Here is an 18,932-nt window from a genome sequence, read left to right on the forward strand (position 1 = left end):
TCACGCTCCTTGCAGGGGGTTCAGTCGACGCGGGCTGACGAGGCTCGGGTCGACCTGGTGGGGGTGGGGGATGGCGGTGCCGGGGAGGGCGGCCGCTGCGGAGCCGTAGCTGACGGCCAGGGCGAGGCGGGAGGGGGCGTCGAGCCCCTGGAGGTGGCCGAGGAGGTGGCCGAAGAGGCTGGAGTCGCCGGCACCGACGGTGCTCTGCACCCGGATCGGCGGTGCGGCGGCGTGCCAGGCGCCGTCCCCGGTGACCAGCACCGCACCGGCGCCGCCGAGGGTGACCAGCACCTCGTCGACCCCGGCCGCGACGAGGTCGGCGGCGGCGGCTGCGGCGCTGGCCGGGTCGCTGAGGGTGGCGGGGTCGGCCCCGGTGATCTGGGCGAGCTCCTCGTGGTTGGGCTTGAGCAGGGCGGGGGAGGCGCCGGTGTGCACCAGGGCTACCAGTGCGTCGCCGTGGGTGTCGACGGCCACCCGGGCGCTGGTGGCCCGCAAGGCGGAGACCAGTTCGGCGTACCACTCGGCCGGTGCGCCGGGGGGCAGTGAGCCGGCCAGCACCACCCAGGCTGCCGCGGCAGCCTCCTCGGTGACCGCGATCGCGAGCCGTTCCAGATCGGCGGCGGTGACCCGGTTGCCGGGGCTGTTGATCTTGGTGGTGGTGCCGTCCGGTTCGGTGAGGGTGACGTTGACGCGCAGCGGCCCGGATGGGCGCTCGGGGCGGCAGCGGACCCCGGCGGTGGCCAACTCGGCCACATACGCGTCCTCGGGGGCGACCGGCAGCACCGCTACCGTGGCGATCCCGGCAGCCACTGCTGCCCGGGAGATGTTGACGCCCTTGCCGCCGGGCTCGCGGTGGGTGTCGGTGGAGCGGAGCACCTCGCCGCGGGCGAGCGGCCCGGCCAGCGCGATGGTCTCGTCGATGCTGGGGTTGGCGGTCAGGGTCACGATCATCGGATCACCACCGAGATCTCGGCGTCGGTCAGCCACTGGCGCTGGGTGGCGGTGAGGCCGTCGTCGGTGACCAGAACGTCGATCTGGTCCAGGCCGGCGAACCTGACAGTGGCTTCGACGTCGAGCTTGGAGGAGTCCGCGACGACCACCACCCGGTCAGCGGCCCCGACCAGGGCCCGCTTCACCGCGGCCTCGTCGCGGTCCGGGGTGGAGAGCCCGTGGCTGCGGGAGAGGCCGTTGGTGCCGATCACCGCGACGTCCACGCGCAGGTCGCCGAGGGCGGTCACGGTGTCCACGCCCACGGCGGCCTGGGTGGTGGTCCGGACCCGGCCGGGCAGCAGGTGCAGGTCGATGGCCGGGTTGGTGGTCAGGATCGCGGCGATCGGCACCGCGTGGGTGATCACGGTCCGGGGCTGGTCGACGGGCAGCAGCCGGGCCAGCCGTGCGGTGGTGGTGCCCGCGTCCAGGAGGAGGGTGCCGCCGGCCGGTGGCAGCATGGCCAGCGCGGCCCGGGCGATGGCGTCCTTCTGCTCGGGGTGGGCGACGTCGCGGTCATCGACCTGGGTCTCGACCGCGCTCAGCGCCGAGGCCGGCACCACGCCGCCGTGCACCCGTCGGACCACGCCGAGCTGCTCCAGCGCGTTCAGGTCGCGGCGGACGGTCTCGGTGGTCACCTCGAACTGCGCCGCGAGGTCGGCCACGGACACCCGGCCGCGCTGGGCGGCGAGGTGGGCAATGGCCTGCTGACGCTCCTCGGGATACATGTCACCTCGTTGTGAATCTGTGGGAATGAATGTTGATATCTATGGTTTTACGCCTGAACGTGTTGACTGTCAAGGGGGTAGAGGGGGTAACTTGTGAGCATGGTCACTCCCGAACCCGTCGAGTTCCGCGGCACTCCCGTGGTCCCCGGACTCGCCCACGGCCCCGTCCTGAAGGTGCGTGACGAGCTCGACCCCGAGGCCGTCGGCCGGCTCGAGGCGCTCGCCGGACTGGACCCGGCCGACGCCCTGACGGCGTACGACGCCGCCGCGGCCGCCGTCTCCCAGGGGTACGCCGACAGGGCCGCCACCGCTGCCGGTGCGGCCGCCGAGGTGCTCACTGCCAGCGCCGGCCTGGCCCGTGACCCGGGACTGCGCTCGGCGATGGAGTCCCGGATCAACTCCGGCAAGCCACTGCCCGAGGCCGTCTCCGGCGCGGTGGCCCACTTCGTCACCCTGTTCACCCAGATGGGCGGGCTGATGGCCGAGCGGGCCACCGACCTGCGCGACATCGAGCGCCGACTGCTGGCCCGGCTCGCCGACGCCCCCGAGCCCGGCGTGCCCACCCCGGCGGTGCCCTCAGTGCTGGTCGCCGACGACCTGGCTCCCGCGGACGCCGCCGGCCTGGACGCCGCCCTGGTGCTGGCGCTGGTCACCGCCCGCGGCGGCGCCACCAGCCACACCGCGATCATCGCCCGCCAACTCGGCATCCCGTGCGTGGTCGGCGCGGTCGGCGTCCTGGATCTGACCGACGGAGCCCGGGTGCTGGTCGACGGTGCCGTCGGTGCCCTGTGGGTGGAGCCGGACCCCGCCGAGGCCGATCGCCGGGTCGCCGCCGACCTCGAGGCGCGGGCGGCGCTGGCCGGTTGGCTCGGCCCTGGTCGCACCGCCGACGGGGCGCCGGTGAAGCTGCTCGCCAACGTCGCCGACGCCGACTCCGCCGGGGCGGCGGCGACGGACCCGGTCGAGGGAGTCGGTCTCTTCCGCACCGAACTGTGCTTCCTGGGTCGTGCCGATGAGCCCAGCGTCGAGGAGCAGACCGATGTCTACGCCGGCGTGCTGGGCGCCTTCGGGCAGGGCCGGCATGTGGTGGTCCGGACCCTGGACGCGGGCTCGGACAAGCCGATCGCCTTCGCCACCAAGACCGGGGAGGAGAACCCGGCCCTGGGGGTGCGGGGTCTGCGACTCGCGCACGACAACCCGGGGCTGCTGGAGCGGCAGCTCGACGCGATCGCGGCGGCGGCCGCCCGCACCGGCACCGACACCTGGGTGATGGCGCCGATGGTGGCCACCATCGCCGAGGCGGAGGTGTTCGCCACCCAGGTGCGCGCTCGTGGACTCAAGGCCGGGGTGATGATCGAGGTCCCCAGCGCCGCGCTGTTGGCCCATCAACTGCTCGAGGTGGTCGACTTCTGCTCGATCGGCACCAACGACCTGACCCAGTACACGATGGCCGCCGACCGGATGGCCGCCGACCTGGTCCACCTCACCGACCCGTGGCAGCCGGCGGTGCTGCAACTGGTGGCCATCGCTGCCGAGGCGGGCCGCCGGTCGGGCAAGCCGGTGGGCGTCTGCGGGGAGGCGGCCGCGGACCCGTTGCTCGCCTGCGCGCTGGCCGGGATGGGCATCACCTCGCTGTCGATGGCTGCGGCCGCGGTCCGCGCCGTGGGCAGTCAATTGGGTGCGGTGACGATGGCCGCGTGCGAGGAGGCCGCTGAGGCGGCCCTCGGCGCCCGCGACCCCGCGGCCGCCAGGGCAGCGGTGCGCGGCGTACTCGGCCCGGCCGACTGAACCACCCGGCCGACTGAACCACCTGACCGCTGAGCGAACTCAGCCGGCTGTGGCCACCCTCACCGGGACCCCGGACAGGGCTGCGTTCCCGGAGACGTCGAGCACGTCGGCGTCGGTCAGGTCGTTGATGGAGACCCCGGGCAGTTGCGCGGCCCGATGCATCCGGGTGCCGCCGCGCTGATGGCCGTAGCCGTGCGGCAGGCACACCACCCCGGGCATCACGTCCTCGGTGCCCTGGACCTCCACCAGCACCTGGCCCACCCGGGACTCGACCTTGACCTCCTGGCCGTCCACCAAGCCGCGGGTTGCCAGGTCGGTGGGGTTCATCAGCAACTGGTGCCGGGCGCGGCCGCGCACCAGCCGGTCGGCGTTGTGCAGCCACGAGTTGCAGTCCTGCAGGTGCCGGCGGCCGATCAGCAGCAGCTCGTCGGGGTCCGGGGCCGGCTCGGCGTCCAGCCGCGCCACCTCCTCGAGCAGCAGCGGCGGCGCCGCGTGCACCGTCTTGTCCTTGGTGACCAATCGGTCCGGCAGCTGTCCGGGCTGCAGGGGGCCGAGATCGACCCCGGAGGGCTGCTTCCGCAGTTGGCTGATGGTCACCCCGGACCGACCCGAGCGCAGCAGCTGGCCGACCAGGAAAGTGGGGCTGAGCGACATCCGGGCTCGGAACGTGAGTCGCTGGCGCCAGGTCGCCTTGCGGTTGAGCCGGCGGGTGGTGCGCAACGCCAGCTCCCGGTAGATCTCCCAGTCGTGGCGCTGATCGCGGGACTTCTCGAAGACCGCGGGCGTGAACCGGGCGGTGTTGCGGACCGCGAGCACATGGAACACCAGGTCGTAGTGGTCGCGCTCCAAGGCGGTGGTCGGCGGCAGGATCACGTCGGCGTGCCGGGTGGTCTCGTTGATGTAGATGTCGACGGCGGCCATGAAGTCCAACCCGCTCAGCGCTGCGTCCAGGGCCCCGCCGTCGGGGGTGGAGAGCACCGGGTTGCCCGACAGGGTGAGCAGCGCCCGCACCTGCCCCGGCCCGGGCGTCTCGATCTCCTCGCGCAGCACCGCCACCGGCAGTTCGCCACCCGCCTCGGGCACTCCCCGCACCCGACTGCGCCACAGGTCGTAGTGGCCGCGGCCGATGATCCGCCGGCCGACCAGGTCGATGGCCGGAGTGGTGGTGATGGTGCCGCCGGCCCGGTCCAGGTTGCCGGTGAGCAGGTTGAGCAGCTGGACCGCCCACTGCGCCGCCGTACCCCACCGGGTGGTGGAGACCCCGATCCGTCCGTACGCCGCAGCCGACTCCGCCGCGGCGAAGTCGCGGGCGACCCGACGGATCGTCTCGGCGGGGACACCGGAGACCTCGGCGGCGCGTTCGGGGGTGAAGCCGGCGACCGCCTGGGCGACCTCGTCCAGACCGGTGACGTGATCCGGTGGCGTGGTCAACCCTTCGGCGAAGAGCACCTGCACCATCGCCAGCAGTACGTGTACGTCGGTGCCGGGCCGGATGAAGTGGTGCTCGTGGGCCAGCTTGGCGGTCTCGGTGCGGCGCGGGTCGAAGACCACCATCTGGCCGCCGCGGGCCTTGAGCTCACGCAGCCGGGTGGGGAAGTCGGGCACCGTCATCAGTGAGCCGTTCGAGGCCATCGGATTGGCCCCGAAGACGAGGAAGAGGTCGGTGCGGTCCAGGTCGGGGATCGGGAGCAGCAACTGGTGGCCGTACATCAGGTGCGCCACCAGCTGGTGCGGCAACTGGTCCACCGACGTGGCGCTGAACTTGTTCCGGGTGGGCAGCGCCTTCACCAGGCCCAGCCCGTGGGTCATCGACCCGAGGCTGTGCACGTTGGGGTTGCCCAGGTAGACCGCCAGCGCGTCCCGGCCGTGATCGTTGAGGGCGGCGGCCATCCCGTCGGCGACCAGGTCGAAGGCCTCGTCCCAGCCGATCTGCTGCCAGGAGACCTCGCCGTCCTCGGCGACCACCCGGCGTACCGGCTGCCGGAGCCGGTCCGGATCCTCGTAGACATCGGCGATGGCCACCCCCTTGGGGCAGATGTGGCCTCGGGACAGGGGATCCTCGGGGTTGCCGCGGACCTTGGTCACCCGGCCGTCCTCGACCGTCAACTCCAATCCGCAGATCGCTTCGCACAGATTGCAGACCCCGATCCGGGTCGTCGCGGTTTCGGTCATGGGCCCCATGCTGCCAGCCCCCGTCGGCGGCGGGTACCCCGTGGCCGAACCCGGCACGATTATTGGAGTCGCTCGGGCCGCTGTTAGAGTTGTCAGGTTGCCCGGAGCGGGCGACACGCCGTCAGAACGGCCGCGGATCCACAGTGCCCCGGTGAACAGGCCCGGGCGCGCCGCGCAACGAGAACCGAAGGAGAGCCCATGTCGATCGGAACCGACGCGGAGACCAAGAAGAAGATCATCGCCGAGTACGCCACGACCGAGGGCGACACCGGTTCCCCCGAGGTGCAGATCGCGCTGCTCAGCCACCGCATCGCCCACCTCACCGAGCACCTCAAGATGCACAAGCACGACCACCACAGCCGGCGCGGCCTGCTGCTGCTGGTCGGCCAGCGCCGTCGGCTGCTCAACTACCTGCAGAAGTCCGAGATCGAGCGGTACCGCTCCATCATCGAGCGCCTCGGTCTGCGTCGCTGACGCGACCCGGTCCGACGCCCCCGCGGCGTCGTTGCGCTGAAGTGCAGAACGCGTCGCCCCGGCGGCGCGTTTCTCACATTTCGGGCAACAGGGGATAGGCTCGACCCGTAGTACAACTGAATGATCAACACATCCCAAGGAGCGACCGCACGTCCGGCCCGGTCCTCGGTAGTGGCCTTCGGGATCTCGACATGCTCGATCAGCGAGCAGACCCGCTCGTTCAGCGAGCGGATGAGCTCGCTAGACGAGCGTGGGATCCGCGGGCCTCGATCGAAGACCGGCCCCTCCGAGAATCGGAGGCACCGGCGGGCAACCATCGAAGATCCGCCGGCGTAGGCGGACGCCGCGGAGCGCTCCGCGAGCAGAAAGGGACTCCCCTTGACTGAGGGCCCCGTCATCACTGCTGTCGAGACCGTTATCGACAACGGCAAGTTCGGCACGCGCACCATCAAGCTCGAGAGCGGGCTGCTGGCCCGTCAGGCCGGTGGCTCGATCACCGCCTACCTCGACGACGACACCATGCTTCTCTCGGCGACCACCGCGAGCAAGCACCCCAAGGAACACCTCGACTTCTTCCCGCTCACCATCGACGTGGAGGAGCGGATGTACGCCGCGGGCCGGATCCCCGGCTCGTTCTTCCGCCGCGAGGGTCGCCCGGGCGAGGACGCGATCCTCACCTGCCGGCTGACCGACCGCCCGCTGCGCCCGACCTTCAAGGCCGGCCTGCGCAACGAGGTCCAGGTCGTCATCACCGTGCTGTCGCTCGACCCCGACACCCCGTACGACGTGTTGGCCATCAACGCCGCGTCGGCGTCCACCCAGCTCTCCGGCCTGCCGTTCTCCGGCCCGGTCGGTGCCACCCGCGTCGCCCTGATCGAGGGTCAGTGGGTCGCCTTCCCGAGCCACAGCCAGCTCGAGGACGCCGTCTTCGACATGGTGGTGGCCGGTCGGGTCACCGAGACCGGTGACGTGGCCATCATGATGGTCGAGGCCGAGGCCACCGAGCGCACCTGGGAACTGGTCCGCTCCGGCGCCCAGGCGCCCAGCGAGGACGTCGTCGCCGGCGGGCTGGAGGCGGCCAAGCCGTTCATCCGCCAGCTGTGCGAGGCGCAGGTCGAGCTGGCCAAGCAGGCGGCGAAGCCGGTGCTGGACTTCCCGATCTTCCTCGACTTCGAGGACGACGTCTTCGAGGCTGTCACGGCTGCCGGCCGCGAGCAGCTGGCTGCCGCGATGACCATCGCCGGCAAGCAGGAGCGCGAGACGCGCCTGGACGAGGTCAAGGCCGCCGTCCTGGAGCAGGTCGGCCCGAACTTCGAGGGTCGCGAGAAGGAGATCGGCGCCGCCTTCCGGACGCTGACCAAGAAGGTCGTCCGGGAGCGGGTGCTGCGCGACAAGGTCCGCATCGACGGTCGCGGCCTGGCCGACATCCGCACCCTGCACTCCGAGGTCGGTGTGATTCCGCGGGTGCACGGTTCGGCGCTCTTCGAGCGTGGCGAGACCCAGATCCTGGGCATCACCACCTTGAACATGCTCAACCTGGAGCAGAAGCTGGACACGCTCTCCCCGGAGACCACCCGGCGCTACATGCACGACTACGTGTTCCCGCCGTACTCCACCGGTGAGACCGGTCGTGTCGGTTCGCCGAAGCGCCGCGAGGTCGGCCACGGTGCCCTGGCTCGCCGGGCGCTGCTGCCGGTGCTCCCGCCGCGCGAGGAGTTCCCCTACGCGATCCGTCAGGTCTCCGAGGCGATGGGGTCCAACGGCTCCACCTCGATGGGTTCGGTGTGTGCCTCCACCCTGGCGATGCTGCAGGCCGGTGTGCCGCTGCGCGCCCCGGTGGCCGGCATCGCGATGGGCCTGATCTCCGATGAGGTCGAGGGCAAGACGGAGTACGTGACGCTGACCGACATCCTGGGAGCCGAGGACGCCTTCGGCGACATGGACTTCAAGGTCGCCGGCACCCGCGAGTTCGTCACCGCCCTGCAGTTGGACACCAAGCTCGACGGCATCCCCGCCGAGGTGCTGGCCGCGGCGCTGACCCAGGCGCGCGACGCCCGGTTGGCGATCCTCGACGTGATGGCCGAGGCCATCGACGCGCCCGAGGAGATGTCGATCTACGCCCCGCGGATCATCACCGTCAAGGTGCCCGTGGACAAGATCGGCGAGGTCATCGGCCCGAAGGGCAAGGTGATCAACCAGATCCAGGACGACACCGGCGCCACGCTGTCGATCGAGGACGACGGCACCGTCTACATCGGTGCCACCAACGGCGAGGCCGCCGAGGCGGCCCGTCAGGCCGTCAACGCGATCGCCAACCCGACGATGCCGGAGATCGGTGAGCGCTACCTCGGCACCGTGGTGAAGACCACCAACTTCGGCGCCTTCGTCTCGCTGATGCCCGGCAAGGACGGCCTGCTGCACATCAGCAAGCTCCGTTCGCTGGCCGGCGGCAAGCGGGTCGAGAACGTCGAGGACGTGGTCAGCGTGGGCCAGAAGGTCCAGGTCCAGATCGCTGAGATCGACGACCGCGGCAAGCTGTCGCTGATCCCGGTCGTCGAGGACGAGGGCGGCTCCGCCGAGGCTCCCGAGGCCGAGGCCGAGGAGTCCGGCGAGGAGTGAGCTCAGGCTCCTCGCTACGTCGTACCGACCTGCTCGGTGGCCTTCGTGTGGTCACCGAGCAGGTCGTCGGCGTTCGATCGGCCAGTATCGGGGTCTGGGTGGGTGTCGGCTCCCGACACGAGACTCCGGCGCTGCACGGGTGCTCGCACTTCCTGGAGCACCTGCTCTTCAAGGGCACTCGGTATCGCAGTGCCCTGGACATCTCCCACGAGTTGGATGCGGTCGGTGGTGAGGCGAACGCCTTCACCACCAAGGAGTACACCTGCTTCCACACCCGGGTGCTGGATCGGGACCTGCCCTCGGCGATCGACGTGCTCGGCGACATGATCACCGACCCGTTGATCGCGCCGCTGGACGTGGAGGCCGAGCGGGCGGTGATCCTCGACGAGATCGCCATGTACGACGACGATCCGGACGACGTGGTCCAGAACCTGGCCGCCGGACTGGCCTGGGGGAACACCCCGCTGGGCCGGCCGATCGCCGGCACCCGCGAGTCGATCGCGGCGATCACCCGCGAGCAGGTGGTGCGGTTCCATCGGCGCCACTACCGGCCCGACAACATCGTGGTGGCCGCGGCCGGGAACCTCGATCACGACGACGTGGTCCGGCAGGTGGAGCGGGCCTTCGACCGGGCCGGCTTCGCTGCCCGTGCCGCGGCGTCACCGGGGAGGGCCCCTTCGGGCCGTCTCCGCCGGGTGCGTCCCGGTGTCCAGGTCGACTCCCGACCGTTCGAGCAGGTCAGCCTGGTGCTCGGCGTGAACGGGCCACCCCGCAACGACGAGGGCAGGTTCGCCCTGGGGCTGCTCAACACCGTGCTCGGTGGCGGCACCTCGTCGCGGCTCTTCCAGGCGGTCCGCGAGGAGCGGGGCCTGGCCTACTCGATCCACTCGTTCGCCAGCCACTACGCCGATGCCGGGATGGTCGGGGTCGCCTGCGCCTGCCTGCCGGACCGGTACGACGAGGTGCTGGAGGTGACCCGTGCCGAACTCGCCCGGGTGGCCGAGTCGGGCATCTCGGTGGAGGAACTGGCCCGCGGCAAGGCGCAGCTGCAGGGTGCGCTGGTGCTGGGCCTGGAGGACACCGTGTCGCGGATGGTGCGGCTGGGGAAGTCCGAACTGGTCGCCGACCGGCTGCTGGACCTCGACGAGGTGATGGACCGGATCGACGGCGTCGGTCTCGCCGAGGTGCACTCCCTGGCCCGCCGCCTCTTCAGCCAACCCCAGGTGCTCGCCGTCGTCGGCCCCACCCCCTGACGAGGTGTCACATCTGGTCGGCCGAGGTGTCACATCTGGTCAGCCGAGGTGTCACATCTGGTCAGCCGAGGTGTCACATCTGGTCGGCCGAGGTGTCACTTCCTGCCGATGATCCCCACCACGGCGGGGGCCTTGTTCTCCACCACGCTCACCCGGAACCCGGCATCGAGGAGGGCGGCCGAGCTCTTCTTGATCACTTCGGGGGCTGACTGCGTGCGGGTCACTTCGTAGAAGAGATAGATCGCCCCGCCGGCGACCAGCCGCTCATGCAGCAGCGTCACCTCGTCGGCGCAGTCGCGCACCCAGAACAGGTTGACGTTGAAGGCGAAGACCTTGTCCAGTCGCCGTACCGGCACCCGCAGGGTGGCCAGATCGATCTGACGGACAGTCAGCCTGCCGGCCTCGATGTACTTGTGCGCGCGGCGCTTGGTGCGGTCCACGCCGGACTCGGAGCGGTCGATGGCGAACATCTTGCCGGTCTCCAGGCGCTCACAGATCGCCTCGACTCCGTATCCCGCTCCGCAACCGATCTCCAGGACGTGGTCGTCGGGTCGAATGTCCATGACCTCGACCGCCCACCGGATCCGCGCCGGAATCTGCTGCACCCGCATGGGGGACAGCCTGCCACCTATGGTGCAGTGAGTCACCGACCGCCCCGCCCGGTGTCGTGACCAACCGTGTCGCGGCGACCGATAGGTTGGCCCCGTGACTGCGATGAAGGTGGGCGTGCTGGGCGCACGCGGCAAGGTCGGTCGAGAGGTCTGTACGGCGGTCACTGAGGCCGCGGACATGGAACTGGTGGCCGAGGTGGACGCCGGCGACTCGATCTCCGCGCTGGTGGAGGCGGGTGCCGAGGCGGTCGTCGACTTCACCCACCCCGACGTGGTGATGGACAACCTGGAGTTCTGTCTCGACCACGGCATCCACGCGGTCGTCGGCACCACCGGGTTCGACGACGCCAGGCTGGAGCAGTTGCGGACCTGGGCCGGCAACGCCCCCGGGACCGGGGTGCTGATCGCTCCCAACTTCTCCATCGGGGCCATCTTGATGATGCGTTTCGCGGCGGTGGCCGCACCCTACTTCGAGTCCGTCGAGGTGGTGGAGCTGCACCACCCGGACAAGGCCGACGCCCCCTCGGGCACGGCGCGCCGGACCGCCGAGTTGATCGCTGCGGCTCGCCGGGAGGCCGGGTCCGCACCGATGCCGGACGCCACCTCGACCGGGCTTGAGGGTGCCCGCGGCGCGAACGTGGACGGCGTACCCGTGCATGGCCTGCGGATCCGGGGTCTGGTGGCTCACCAGGAGGTCATTCTGGGCGGGCTGGGGGAGACCCTCACCATCCGGCACGACTCGCTGGCCCGTACGTCGTTCACGCCCGGCGTCCTGACCGGCCTGCGCAAGATCGCCGACCATCCCGGCGTCACCGTCGGACTGGAGCACTTCCTCGACCTGGATTGACCGGCCGGGGAATGCGACGTTCGGGCAGTTAGTTGAATCGTGCATGACTAACGTGGAGTACGGTCTCGACACTTTCGGCGGCGTCACCCAGGACGCCACCGGCACTCCGAAGACCCATGCCGAGGTGATCCGCGACATCGTCGACGAGGCGGTCCTGGCCGACCAGGTGGGGCTGGACTTCTTCGGCGTGGGGGAGCACCACCGCCGAGACTTCGCCGTCTCCAGCCCGGAGATGGTCCTCGCCGCGATCGCGTCACGCACCGAGTCGATCCGACTGGGCTCCGCGGTCACCGTGCTCAGCTCCGACGACCCGGTGCGCGTCTTCGAACGCTTCTCGACCCTCGATGCCGTCTCCCACGGCCGCGCCGAGATCGTTGCCGGCCGGGGTTCGTTCACCGAGTCCTTCTCGTTGTTCGGCTTCGACCTGAGCCAGTACGAGGTGCTCTTCGAGGAGCGGCTCGAACTGCTGGCCGCGCTGCTGAAGGAGCAGCCGGTGACCTGGCAGGGCAGCACTCGCGCCGCTCTGACCGACCAGGAGGTCTTCCCCAAGACCGCGGCCGGCATCCGCGCCTGGGTGGGCGTGGGTGGCAGCCCGGAGTCGGTCGTGCGCACCGCTCGCCACGGGTTCGGGCTCTTCCTCGCCATCATCGGGGGCCCGAGTGACCGTTTCGCGACGTATGTGGACCTCTTCGAGCGGGCGCAGGACCAGTTCGGGACCGGCCCTGCACCGGTCGCCGTGCACTCGCCCGGCCTGGTCGCCGACACCGACGAGGAGGCTCGGGCGCTGGTGTACGACGGGTGGCTGGCCATGCGCACCAAGCTCGGCGCCGAGCGAGGTTGGCCGGCGCCGCGGCCCGGCGACTTCGAGCGTGAGGTTGAGGACGGAGCCCTGTATGTCGGTTCCCCCGAAACGGTGGCCCGCAAGGTCGCCGCGACTGTCGGTGCGCTGGGCTTGGACCGGTTCGACCTCAAGTACGACCAGGGCCGGGTCCAGCACGGCGACCTGACGCGATCGATCGAGCTCTATGGCACCAAGGTCGTCCCGCTGGTCAAGGACATGCTCGCCTGAGCCCGCCTACAGCGCCGTGTGCAGCCGCACCTGACGCACCCGCACCGCCGGGTACGACGTGCCCTCGGCGGCGAGTTCGAGCTCCCGGTGGGCGGTGTCCGGCGCCCAGCCGGCCGAGGTCAGGAAGCCCCGAAGAGTGTCGTCGTCGGCGCGCAGCCACCAGACCGCGTGGCTGAACCGGTCGGCGCGCAGCGTGTCCACGGCGGCCTGCAGCAGCCGCGACCCGTGACCGGCACCGGTGGCCGTCGGGGCGACCAGGAACTCGGCGATCTCGCCGTCCGAGAGCGGGCTCCGGTCCGGGTCCGACGTCGGTCCGGTGACCGCGAAGCCGACAACGTGAGGGCCGGCCAGCGCCACCAGCACCCGGTTGCGGGCGTCGCCGGGCCGGTGCAGGGAGGACTCCCAGACGCCGGTGAGCTCATCGGCGGACAAGCCGTCCAGCAGCGGCGCGGGCATCAGGTCGGCGTACATCTGCCGCCAGGCGGCGACCTGGACGCGGGCGATCGCGGCGGCGTCGGTGGCCATCGCCACCCGCACCGAGACGTCGGCGGTCACCACGGAGTCGGCAGCATCAGGAGTAGTCACCGGGCAACGGCTGCCCGATCTTGACCCGCGGCTTGGGCATCCGCATGAACCGCAGCTGGGTGGCCCGCAGCACCGCATAGAGCAGCGGCCGCTTGATCACCACGTCGGCGCCGGCGAACCGCGCCGCCAACTCGCGCTTGAGGCGGAACCGCATGATCAGCGTCTCGATCAGCATCAGCAGCACGGTGCCGAGCAGGATGTTGTTGCCGACCCCCGCCAGGTAGGCGTTGCCGGAGTAGCCAAGCGCCAGGGTCACGATCATCAGCGGCAGCACCAGCTCGAGGAACGAGAAGCGGGAGTCCACGAAGTCGCGGATGAACCGGCGTACCGGACCCCGGTCCCGGGGGCCGAGGAAACGCTCGTCGCCGCGCTTCATGCCCTCACGGATCTCGCGGCTGGAGGAGACCCGCTTGGACTTCTCCGCCTGTCGCTGGGCGGCAGTCATCTCCTTGCGGCTGCGCGGCGCCTTGGCCCGCTGTCGAGCCGCCTGCTCGGCCTCCTTGCGCGACGGCGTGGGACGCCCCTTGCCACCCGGCTTGGGGGGGACCGCAGGGGAGTCGTGCTTCTTCTTCTCGCGACCAAACAACGCAGTGGCTCTCTGACTTCACCGGGGAACGGGAGCCCGGCAGGACTTCACCGGGGGAACGGGATCCCGGCAAGCCTACCCGCCGGGTACGGTAGGGCTGGGACACCCCTTCGGGTGTGACTGCACGCTGTCCGACCCACCCGCTGGACCACGAGAGAGGGACCGCACCCCCCATGAGCCTCATGAAGCGCATCAGTCTGATCTTCCGATCGAAGGCCAACCGCGCCCTCGATCGCATGGAGGACCCTCGGCAGACGCTGGACTACAGCTATCAGCGCCAGATCGAGCTCCTCGCGAAGGTACGCCGCGGCGTGGCCGACGTGGCCACCAGCCGGAAGCGGGTGGAGCTCCAGGTCGCCCAGCTCGAGCAGCAGGCGGCCAAGCTCTCCGAGCAGGCCCAGAAGGCGATCAGCATGGAGCGCGAGGATCTCGCTCGCGAGGCGCTGACCCGCAAGTCCGGGCTGGCCGGCCAGATCAGCGACCTCAAGGCCCAGCACGCACAGTTGCTCGGTGAGGAGGAGAAGCTCACCCTGGCCCAGCAGCGGCTGCAGGCCAAGGTGGAGTCGTTCCGCACCCGCAAGGAGACCATCAAGGCCACCTACACCGCCGCCGAGGCGCAGACCCGGATCAACGAGGCGATGTCGGGGATCGGCGAAGAGATGGGTGACGTCGGCCTGGCCATCCAGCGGGCCGAGGACAAGACGGCGCAGATGCAGGCCCGCGCCGGCGCCATCGACGAGCTGATCGCCTCCGGCGCCCTCGACGACGTCTCCTCGCTTAACCGGGGCGACGACATCACCCGGGAGCTGGAGCAGATGAGCTCGGCGGCCGACGTCGAGGCCGAGTTGGCGCGGCTCAAGAGCGCCAGCACCCCGGAGGCGATCGAGGCGTCCACGGCCACCGCCGAGACCACCGACGAGGAGATCGTCCGTCGACAGGAGGAGCAGGCATGATCATCCGGATCCTCGGTGAGGGGCAGTACGACGTCTCCGACGAGGCGCTGAAGCGGCTCGACCAGCTCGACTCCGACGTCGAGCAGGCGGTCACCGACGGCGACGAGGAGCGGTTCGCGACCGCGTTCGAGGCACTGTTGGAGGGAGTGCGTACCGTGGGCGTCCCGCATGCGGACGACACCTTGGACACCTCGGACATGATCCTTCCCCCGGCCGACGCGTCGATCGACGAGGTGCGGGCACTGCTCACCGACGACGGCCTGATCTCAGGCTGACGTCGCCACCACGGATGGAGGACGCACGCTGAGGACCCGATTCGCCACCGACCACGGCCTCACCGCCCGGATGACGTTGGTGATGTTCCTGCTCGGCGGGCTCTTCGTCGTACTCGTGGTGGGGCTGATGTTCGCGCTGCCGCCGCAGTACGCGCCGATCATCGGCGTGATCGGCATCGGCGTCGCCTGGTGGCAGTGGTGGAACTCCGACACCGTCGCGATGAAGGCGATGGGCGCTCGTGAGGTGACTCCTGAGGAGGCGCCGGAGCTGCACGGCATGATCGACCGGCTCTGTGCGATGGCGGACATGCCCAAGCCTCGGGTCGGCGTGGCCCGGATGGAGATGCCGAACGCGTTCGCCACCGGCCGCTCCCCGAGTCGGTCACTGGTCTGTGTGACGACGGGTCTGCTGCAGATCCTCGACGCCGAGGAGCTGGAGGGGGTGCTGGCGCATGAACTGTCCCACGTGGCCCATCGGGACGTGCTGGTGATGACGTTCGCCTCCTCGGCCGGCATCGTCGCCGGAATGCTCACCCGCGGCGTCTCCTACGGCAGCCACGTCGGGGTGATGCGCGGCGGCCGGAACTCCGGCGGCGCGTTGCCGGCGATCCTGGTCGCGCTGCTGGTCAGCGTGGTGGTCTATGCGGTCAGCTTCGTGCTGATCCGGCTGCTGTCGCGCTACCGGGAGATGTGTGCGGACCGGGCTGCGGCGTACCTGACCATGAAGCCGGCCGCCCTGGGCTCGGCACTGCAGAAGATCACCGGCGGGATCTCCACGATCCCGCAGCGGGACCTGCGCAGTGACACTGCGCTGAACTCGTTCTTCATCGCCCCGGCGATCAGCGGGGTGTCCCTGAAGACGCTCAGCGCGACGCATCCCTCGCTCGAGCAGCGGCTGGAGCAGTTGGCGCGGATCCAGACCGACCTCGGTCGCCCGTCCTGAGATGGGTTTCTGGACAGCGATCCTGGGTCGCCGCGAGCCGCCGAAGCCTCGGCTGGACGCGTTGTTCTCGGTGCCGAGCGCAGCGATCACCCTGGAGACCTCCCTGGGGATGCGGGCCACCGGCACCGGGGCGGTCTGCTACCGGGCGGCCGCCGGCCAGGCCTTCGCCACCGCCCAGGCCGACATCGTCGACCTGCTCAACGCCGACCCGCAGGCGCCGTCGGTGGAGCAGATCAAGGACCGGTTCGGCTTCACCTGGCTGGTGGTACGCCGTGACCCCAGCGACGTCGCCGGCCTCTGCACCGACCTGCATGCGGTGAACGTGCTGCTCGCCGAGCAGGGCTTCGGGCCGGCGTTGCTGTGCTCGCTGGTGCCGTTCGCGGACGCGGCCGGCACCCGGGTGGGGCTGGTCTATCTGTACAAGCAGGGCACGTTCTATCCGTTCGCCCCCAAGCGGCCCGGAGCCGGCCCGCAGGCGGCCGAGATCCGGGACAACATGACCGAGCTGATGGTCCGGGACCAGTTGGTCGGCGAGTTGCCGATGGAGCCGGATCTGCAGCGGTGGCTGGCCCTGTGGGGCGCGCCCGGCCTCTGACGGCCCACACTGGTCGGCCCTCAGGCCTTGCGCACCACACTGGACTTGAGCTGCATCGGCCCGAACCCGTCGACCTTGCAGTCGAGGTCATGGTCGCCGACCCCGTCCACGAGGCGGATGTTGCGGACCTTGGTGCCGACCTTGATCGATCCCGAGCCGCCCTTGACCTTGAGGTCCTTGATCACCACCACGTCGTCGCCGTCGGCCAGCGGAGTGCCGTTGGCGTCCCGGATCGTCGCGGCGGCGGCGGCCTCGGCGGACTCGGTCGGCGACCACTCGTGCCCACATTCGGGGCAGATCATCAGCTCACCCATCGCGTAGGTGAACTCACCCGAGCACACCGGGCAGGCAGGAAGCGCCTCAGTCATCGCGCGCCTCAGTCGTCGGCCGGCGCTTTGGCGGGCAGCGCGAGCATCCGGTCCAGCGCCACCTTGGCCCAGTGCTCGGTGTCGTCGTCGACGTCGATCACGTTGAGGACCTGCCCGGCCACCAGCGACTCCAGGGTCCGGACCAGGTGCGGCAGGTCGATCCGGTTCATCGTGGAGCAGTAGCAGACGTTGCGGTCCAGGAAGGAGATGGACAGGTCGGGGTGGGCCTGGGCGAGCCGCTTGACCAGGTTCAGCTCGGTCCCGATCGCCCACGACGACCCGGCGGGGGCCTTCCGGATGGTGTCGATGATGAACTCGGTCGAGCCGATCAGGTCGGCCTTGAGCACCACCTCGTGGGTGCACTCGGGGTGGACCAGGATGTTGATCTCGGGGTCCTTGGCGCGCAGTTCGTCGATCACGTCGGGCGAGAAACGGCCATGCACCGAGCAGTGCCCCTTCCACAGGATGATCCGGGCGGCGCGCAGCTCCTCGGTGGTGAGCCCTCCGTTGGGCAGCAGCGGGTTCCAGACCACACAGTCGTCCAGGGACAGGCCGAGCTGGAGGACCGCGGTGTTGCGGCCCAGGTGCTGGTCGGGGAAGAACAGCACCTTCGTGTCCGGGCCATGCTGCTCATAGGCCCAGCGCAGCGCCACCTCGGCGTTCGACGAGGTGCAGACGGCGCCGCCGTGCCGGCCGCAGAACGCCTTGATGTCGGCGGAGGAGTTCATGTAGGTGATCGGCACCACGACGTCGCCGACGCCGGCGTCGGCGAGCGCGTCCCAGGCGTCCTCGACCTGGCCCAGTCGGGCCATGTCGGCCATCGAGCAGCCGGCGGCCAGGTCCGGGAGGATCACCGTCTGCTCGTCGCTGGTGAGGATGTCGGCGGACTCGGCCATGAAGTGCACGCCGCAGAAGACGATGTACTCCGCCTCCGGGCGGGCAGCGGCCTCGCGGGCGAGTTTGAAGGAGTCGCCGGTGACGTCGGCGAACTGGATGACCTCGTCACGCTGGTAGTGGTGGCCGAGGATGAACAGCCGCTCCCCGAGCTTCTCCTTGGCCACCCGCGCCCGCTCGACGAGGTTCGGGTCCGAGGCCGGCGGCAGGTCGCCGGGGCACTCGACACCCCGCTCGGTGTCGAGGTCGGTGCCCCGGCCCAGCGGGAGCAACGGCAGGTCCACGGTGGTCATGGGGCCATCCTAGGTGGCGGCTGGGTCAGAGGAACGAGCCGTGGGGGAGGTAGGGCGTGGGGGGCCGTACGCCGCGCACCGCGAGGTAGCCCTGGTGGCCCAACTCCAGGCGCGCAGTCAGGCCCACGTCGAGCGCCCACTGGTTGGCGGAGCTGACGTTCTCGATCAGCACCTGGTCCTGACACAGGGCCAGGCCGGCCCACAGCAGCCGGGTGGCGGTACGCCGGTTGGTGGCGGCCAGCAGTCGCGGACCCGCGGCGGGATCGACGTACACATAGCCCGAGCCGGTGGAGGTGTCGGAGACCAGCAGCGGCAACTGCCGGGTCAACAGGTGATGGTCGACGCCGTGGCCGGCGCCGCGCACCCCGCGGTCGACCGAGTCCATCAGGTCCAGGTCAGCCTCGACGCCCTCGCGGACCTTGTCCAGCGGTGGGATCGAGGAGCGGTCGAGGCGTCCGGACAGCCGCATCTGCGGATGCAGGTCGAAGCCGGCTGCCCGGTAGCGGCGCAGCGCCCTGGGGTCGTCGGAGGCGCAGAGCATGCCGTGCAGGCAGGCACGACCGTGCTGCAGCGCGGCCTCCAGCAGTCCCCGACCGAGGCCCTGGCCCTGGGCCGTCGGCAGCACGGCGTACGACGCCAGGATCCAGGTGGTCTCCCGGACCAGGGAGGTCGCGAACCCGAGCAGCCGCTGGTCCTGCTCGGCGACCCAGCAGCCCCCGGGGTCGGTGCGGAGCAGGTGCTCGGTGCGGGCGATCCAGGCGGTGGCGCGGGCGACCGGGCGATGGTCTCCGAACGCCTCACCGCTGAGGTCTTCGGCTGCGGTCACGTCGTCGGGCACCATTGGGCGGATCAACGGCGTGACGGTCACGTCGTCGACCCTAACCGGACAGCC

At 70.5% G+C, this 18,932-nt stretch carries 19 protein-coding genes; 10 read left to right on the forward strand and 9 right to left on the reverse strand.

Translation table 11 applies throughout. The annotated features are described in order from the left end of the window. Both JKG67_RS00690 and JKG67_RS00695 read right to left on the reverse strand, forming a co-directional pair. Entirely contained in the window at window positions 1-951 is a 951-nt protein-coding gene (locus JKG67_RS00690; protein WP_203335343.1) for a 1-phosphofructokinase family hexose kinase, read from the reverse strand. Continuing rightward, window positions 948-1,715: a DeoR/GlpR family DNA-binding transcription regulator gene (locus tag JKG67_RS00695; RefSeq protein WP_203335344.1), complete on the reverse strand. Its 768-nt coding sequence runs from the start codon at window positions 1,713-1,715 to the stop codon at window positions 948-950. Before JKG67_RS00695 ends, JKG67_RS00690 begins: the two co-directional genes overlap by 4 nt. A 99-nt stretch (window positions 1,716-1,814) precedes the next feature. On the opposite strand from JKG67_RS00695, the gene JKG67_RS00700 reads away from it, so the two are divergent. Continuing rightward, entirely contained in the window at window positions 1,815-3,503 is a 1,689-nt protein-coding gene (locus JKG67_RS00700; protein WP_203335345.1) for a putative PEP-binding protein, read from the forward strand. Window positions 3,504-3,542: 39 nt separating this feature from the next. Here JKG67_RS00700 and JKG67_RS00705 read toward each other — a convergent pair whose 3' ends face one another. Continuing rightward, complete coding sequence (locus JKG67_RS00705; RefSeq protein ID WP_203335346.1) at window positions 3,543-5,675, reverse strand: molybdopterin-dependent oxidoreductase; 2,133 nt, start codon at window positions 5,673-5,675, stop codon at window positions 3,543-3,545. A 198-nt stretch (window positions 5,676-5,873) separates the two neighbouring features. Between JKG67_RS00705 and rpsO the strand changes: the two genes are divergently transcribed. The 3 genes from rpsO (at window position 5,874) to JKG67_RS00720 (ending at window position 10,021) form a co-directional block, all read left to right on the forward strand. After that, window positions 5,874-6,149, forward strand: coding sequence for a 30S ribosomal protein S15 (gene rpsO / locus JKG67_RS00710; RefSeq protein WP_203335347.1), 276 nt, complete (start codon window positions 5,874-5,876; stop codon window positions 6,147-6,149). Between the two features lie 378 nt (window positions 6,150-6,527). Beyond that, window positions 6,528-8,768: a polyribonucleotide nucleotidyltransferase gene (locus JKG67_RS00715; protein WP_203335348.1), complete on the forward strand. Its 2,241-nt coding sequence runs from the start codon at window positions 6,528-6,530 to the stop codon at window positions 8,766-8,768. Beyond that, window positions 8,765-10,021, forward strand: a complete 1,257-nt coding sequence (locus tag JKG67_RS00720; protein WP_203335349.1) for a M16 family metallopeptidase — start codon at window positions 8,765-8,767, stop codon at window positions 10,019-10,021. The genes JKG67_RS00715 and JKG67_RS00720 overlap by 4 nt, the downstream gene beginning before the upstream one ends. 95 nt (window positions 10,022-10,116) lie before the next feature. Here JKG67_RS00720 and JKG67_RS00725 read toward each other — a convergent pair whose 3' ends face one another. After that, complete coding sequence (locus JKG67_RS00725) at window positions 10,117-10,632, reverse strand: class I SAM-dependent methyltransferase (RefSeq protein WP_203335350.1); 516 nt, start codon at window positions 10,630-10,632, stop codon at window positions 10,117-10,119. 103 nt (window positions 10,633-10,735) lie between these two features. Between JKG67_RS00725 and dapB the strand changes: the two genes are divergently transcribed. Beyond that, entirely contained in the window at window positions 10,736-11,479 is a 744-nt protein-coding gene (dapB, locus tag JKG67_RS00730) for a 4-hydroxy-tetrahydrodipicolinate reductase (protein ID WP_203335896.1), read from the forward strand. A 43-nt stretch (window positions 11,480-11,522) separates the two neighbouring features. Continuing rightward, window positions 11,523-12,548 carry an Atu2307/SP_0267 family LLM class monooxygenase gene (locus JKG67_RS00735; RefSeq protein ID WP_203335351.1) on the forward strand — a complete coding sequence of 342 codons (1,026 nt, stop codon included), beginning with the start codon at window positions 11,523-11,525 and terminating at the stop codon, window positions 12,546-12,548. A gap of 6 nt (window positions 12,549-12,554) precedes the next feature. Here JKG67_RS00735 and JKG67_RS00740 read toward each other — a convergent pair whose 3' ends face one another. Continuing rightward, window positions 12,555-13,133, reverse strand: coding sequence for a GNAT family N-acetyltransferase (locus JKG67_RS00740; protein WP_307816357.1), 579 nt, complete (start codon window positions 13,131-13,133; stop codon window positions 12,555-12,557). After that, on the reverse strand, window positions 13,120-13,719 hold the full coding sequence (locus JKG67_RS00745) for a DUF3043 domain-containing protein (protein WP_203335353.1): 600 nt from the start codon (window positions 13,717-13,719) through the stop codon (window positions 13,120-13,122). The genes JKG67_RS00740 and JKG67_RS00745 overlap by 14 nt, the downstream gene beginning before the upstream one ends. A gap of 173 nt (window positions 13,720-13,892) precedes the next feature. Here JKG67_RS00745 and JKG67_RS00750 point away from each other — a divergent pair, with 173 nt between their 5' ends. The 4 genes from JKG67_RS00750 to pspAB are packed head-to-tail and all read left to right on the forward strand — an operon-like array spanning window position 13,893 to window position 16,485. Beyond that, on the forward strand, window positions 13,893-14,672 hold the full coding sequence (locus tag JKG67_RS00750; RefSeq protein ID WP_203335354.1) for a PspA/IM30 family protein: 780 nt from the start codon (window positions 13,893-13,895) through the stop codon (window positions 14,670-14,672). Further along, complete coding sequence (pspAA, locus tag JKG67_RS00755) at window positions 14,669-14,947, forward strand: PspA-associated protein PspAA (protein WP_203335355.1); 279 nt, start codon at window positions 14,669-14,671, stop codon at window positions 14,945-14,947. Before JKG67_RS00750 ends, pspAA begins: the two co-directional genes overlap by 4 nt. 28 nt (window positions 14,948-14,975) lie before the next feature. Next, window positions 14,976-15,890: a zinc metalloprotease HtpX gene (htpX, locus tag JKG67_RS00760; RefSeq protein WP_275403245.1), complete on the forward strand. Its 915-nt coding sequence runs from the start codon at window positions 14,976-14,978 to the stop codon at window positions 15,888-15,890. 1 nt (window position 15,891) lies between these two features. Continuing rightward, on the forward strand, window positions 15,892-16,485 hold the full coding sequence (gene pspAB, locus JKG67_RS00765; protein ID WP_203335357.1) for a PspA-associated protein PspAB: 594 nt from the start codon (window positions 15,892-15,894) through the stop codon (window positions 16,483-16,485). Window positions 16,486-16,505: 20 nt separating this feature from the next. Here pspAB and JKG67_RS00770 read toward each other — a convergent pair whose 3' ends face one another. From JKG67_RS00770 to JKG67_RS00780, 3 genes are read right to left on the reverse strand one after another with little or no spacing between them, the layout of a single operon-like run. Continuing rightward, a complete protein-coding gene (locus tag JKG67_RS00770; protein ID WP_203335358.1) occupies window positions 16,506-16,853 on the reverse strand; it encodes a zinc ribbon domain-containing protein YjdM in 348 nt (115 codons plus the stop codon). Between the two features lie 8 nt (window positions 16,854-16,861). Further along, entirely contained in the window at window positions 16,862-18,040 is a 1,179-nt protein-coding gene (gene nadA / locus JKG67_RS00775) for a quinolinate synthase NadA (protein ID WP_203335359.1), read from the reverse strand. Between the two features lie 25 nt (window positions 18,041-18,065). Then, window positions 18,066-18,908, reverse strand: coding sequence for a GNAT family N-acetyltransferase (locus JKG67_RS00780; protein WP_307816358.1), 843 nt, complete (start codon window positions 18,906-18,908; stop codon window positions 18,066-18,068). Window positions 18,909-18,932: the final 24 nt, after the last annotated feature.

The organism is Nocardioides limicola, from assembly GCF_016827675.1.
GTDB classification, from domain to species: Bacteria; Actinomycetota; Actinomycetes; order Propionibacteriales; family Nocardioidaceae; genus Nocardioides; species Nocardioides limicola.

Excerpts from the sequence above, each read along its gene's own strand:
- rpsO (WP_203335347.1), top strand. The coding sequence starts at position 5,874 with ATGTCGATCGGAACCGACGCGGAGACCAAGAAGAAGATCATCGCCGAG.
- JKG67_RS00695 (WP_203335344.1), bottom strand. The coding sequence starts at position 1,715 with ATGTATCCCGAGGAGCGTCAGCAGGCCATTGCCCACCTCGCCGCCCAG.
- JKG67_RS00770 (WP_203335358.1), bottom strand. The coding sequence starts at position 16,853 with ATGACTGAGGCGCTTCCTGCCTGCCCGGTGTGCTCGGGTGAGTTCACC.
- nadA (WP_203335359.1), bottom strand. The coding sequence starts at position 18,040 with ATGACCACCGTGGACCTGCCGTTGCTCCCGCTGGGCCGGGGCACCGAC.
- JKG67_RS00690 (WP_203335343.1), bottom strand. The coding sequence starts at position 951 with ATGATCGTGACCCTGACCGCCAACCCCAGCATCGACGAGACCATCGCG.
- JKG67_RS00725 (WP_203335350.1), bottom strand. The coding sequence starts at position 10,632 with ATGCGGGTGCAGCAGATTCCGGCGCGGATCCGGTGGGCGGTCGAGGTC.
- dapB (WP_203335896.1), top strand. The coding sequence starts at position 10,736 with ATGAAGGTGGGCGTGCTGGGCGCACGCGGCAAGGTCGGTCGAGAGGTC.
- pspAA (WP_203335355.1), top strand. The coding sequence starts at position 14,669 with ATGATCATCCGGATCCTCGGTGAGGGGCAGTACGACGTCTCCGACGAG.
- JKG67_RS00700 (WP_203335345.1), top strand. The coding sequence starts at position 1,815 with ATGGTCACTCCCGAACCCGTCGAGTTCCGCGGCACTCCCGTGGTCCCC.
- JKG67_RS00705 (WP_203335346.1), bottom strand. The coding sequence starts at position 5,675 with ATGACCGAAACCGCGACGACCCGGATCGGGGTCTGCAATCTGTGCGAA.
- JKG67_RS00735 (WP_203335351.1), top strand. The coding sequence starts at position 11,523 with ATGACTAACGTGGAGTACGGTCTCGACACTTTCGGCGGCGTCACCCAG.
- pspAB (WP_203335357.1), top strand. The coding sequence starts at position 15,892 with ATGGGTTTCTGGACAGCGATCCTGGGTCGCCGCGAGCCGCCGAAGCCT.
- JKG67_RS00750 (WP_203335354.1), top strand. The coding sequence starts at position 13,893 with ATGAGCCTCATGAAGCGCATCAGTCTGATCTTCCGATCGAAGGCCAAC.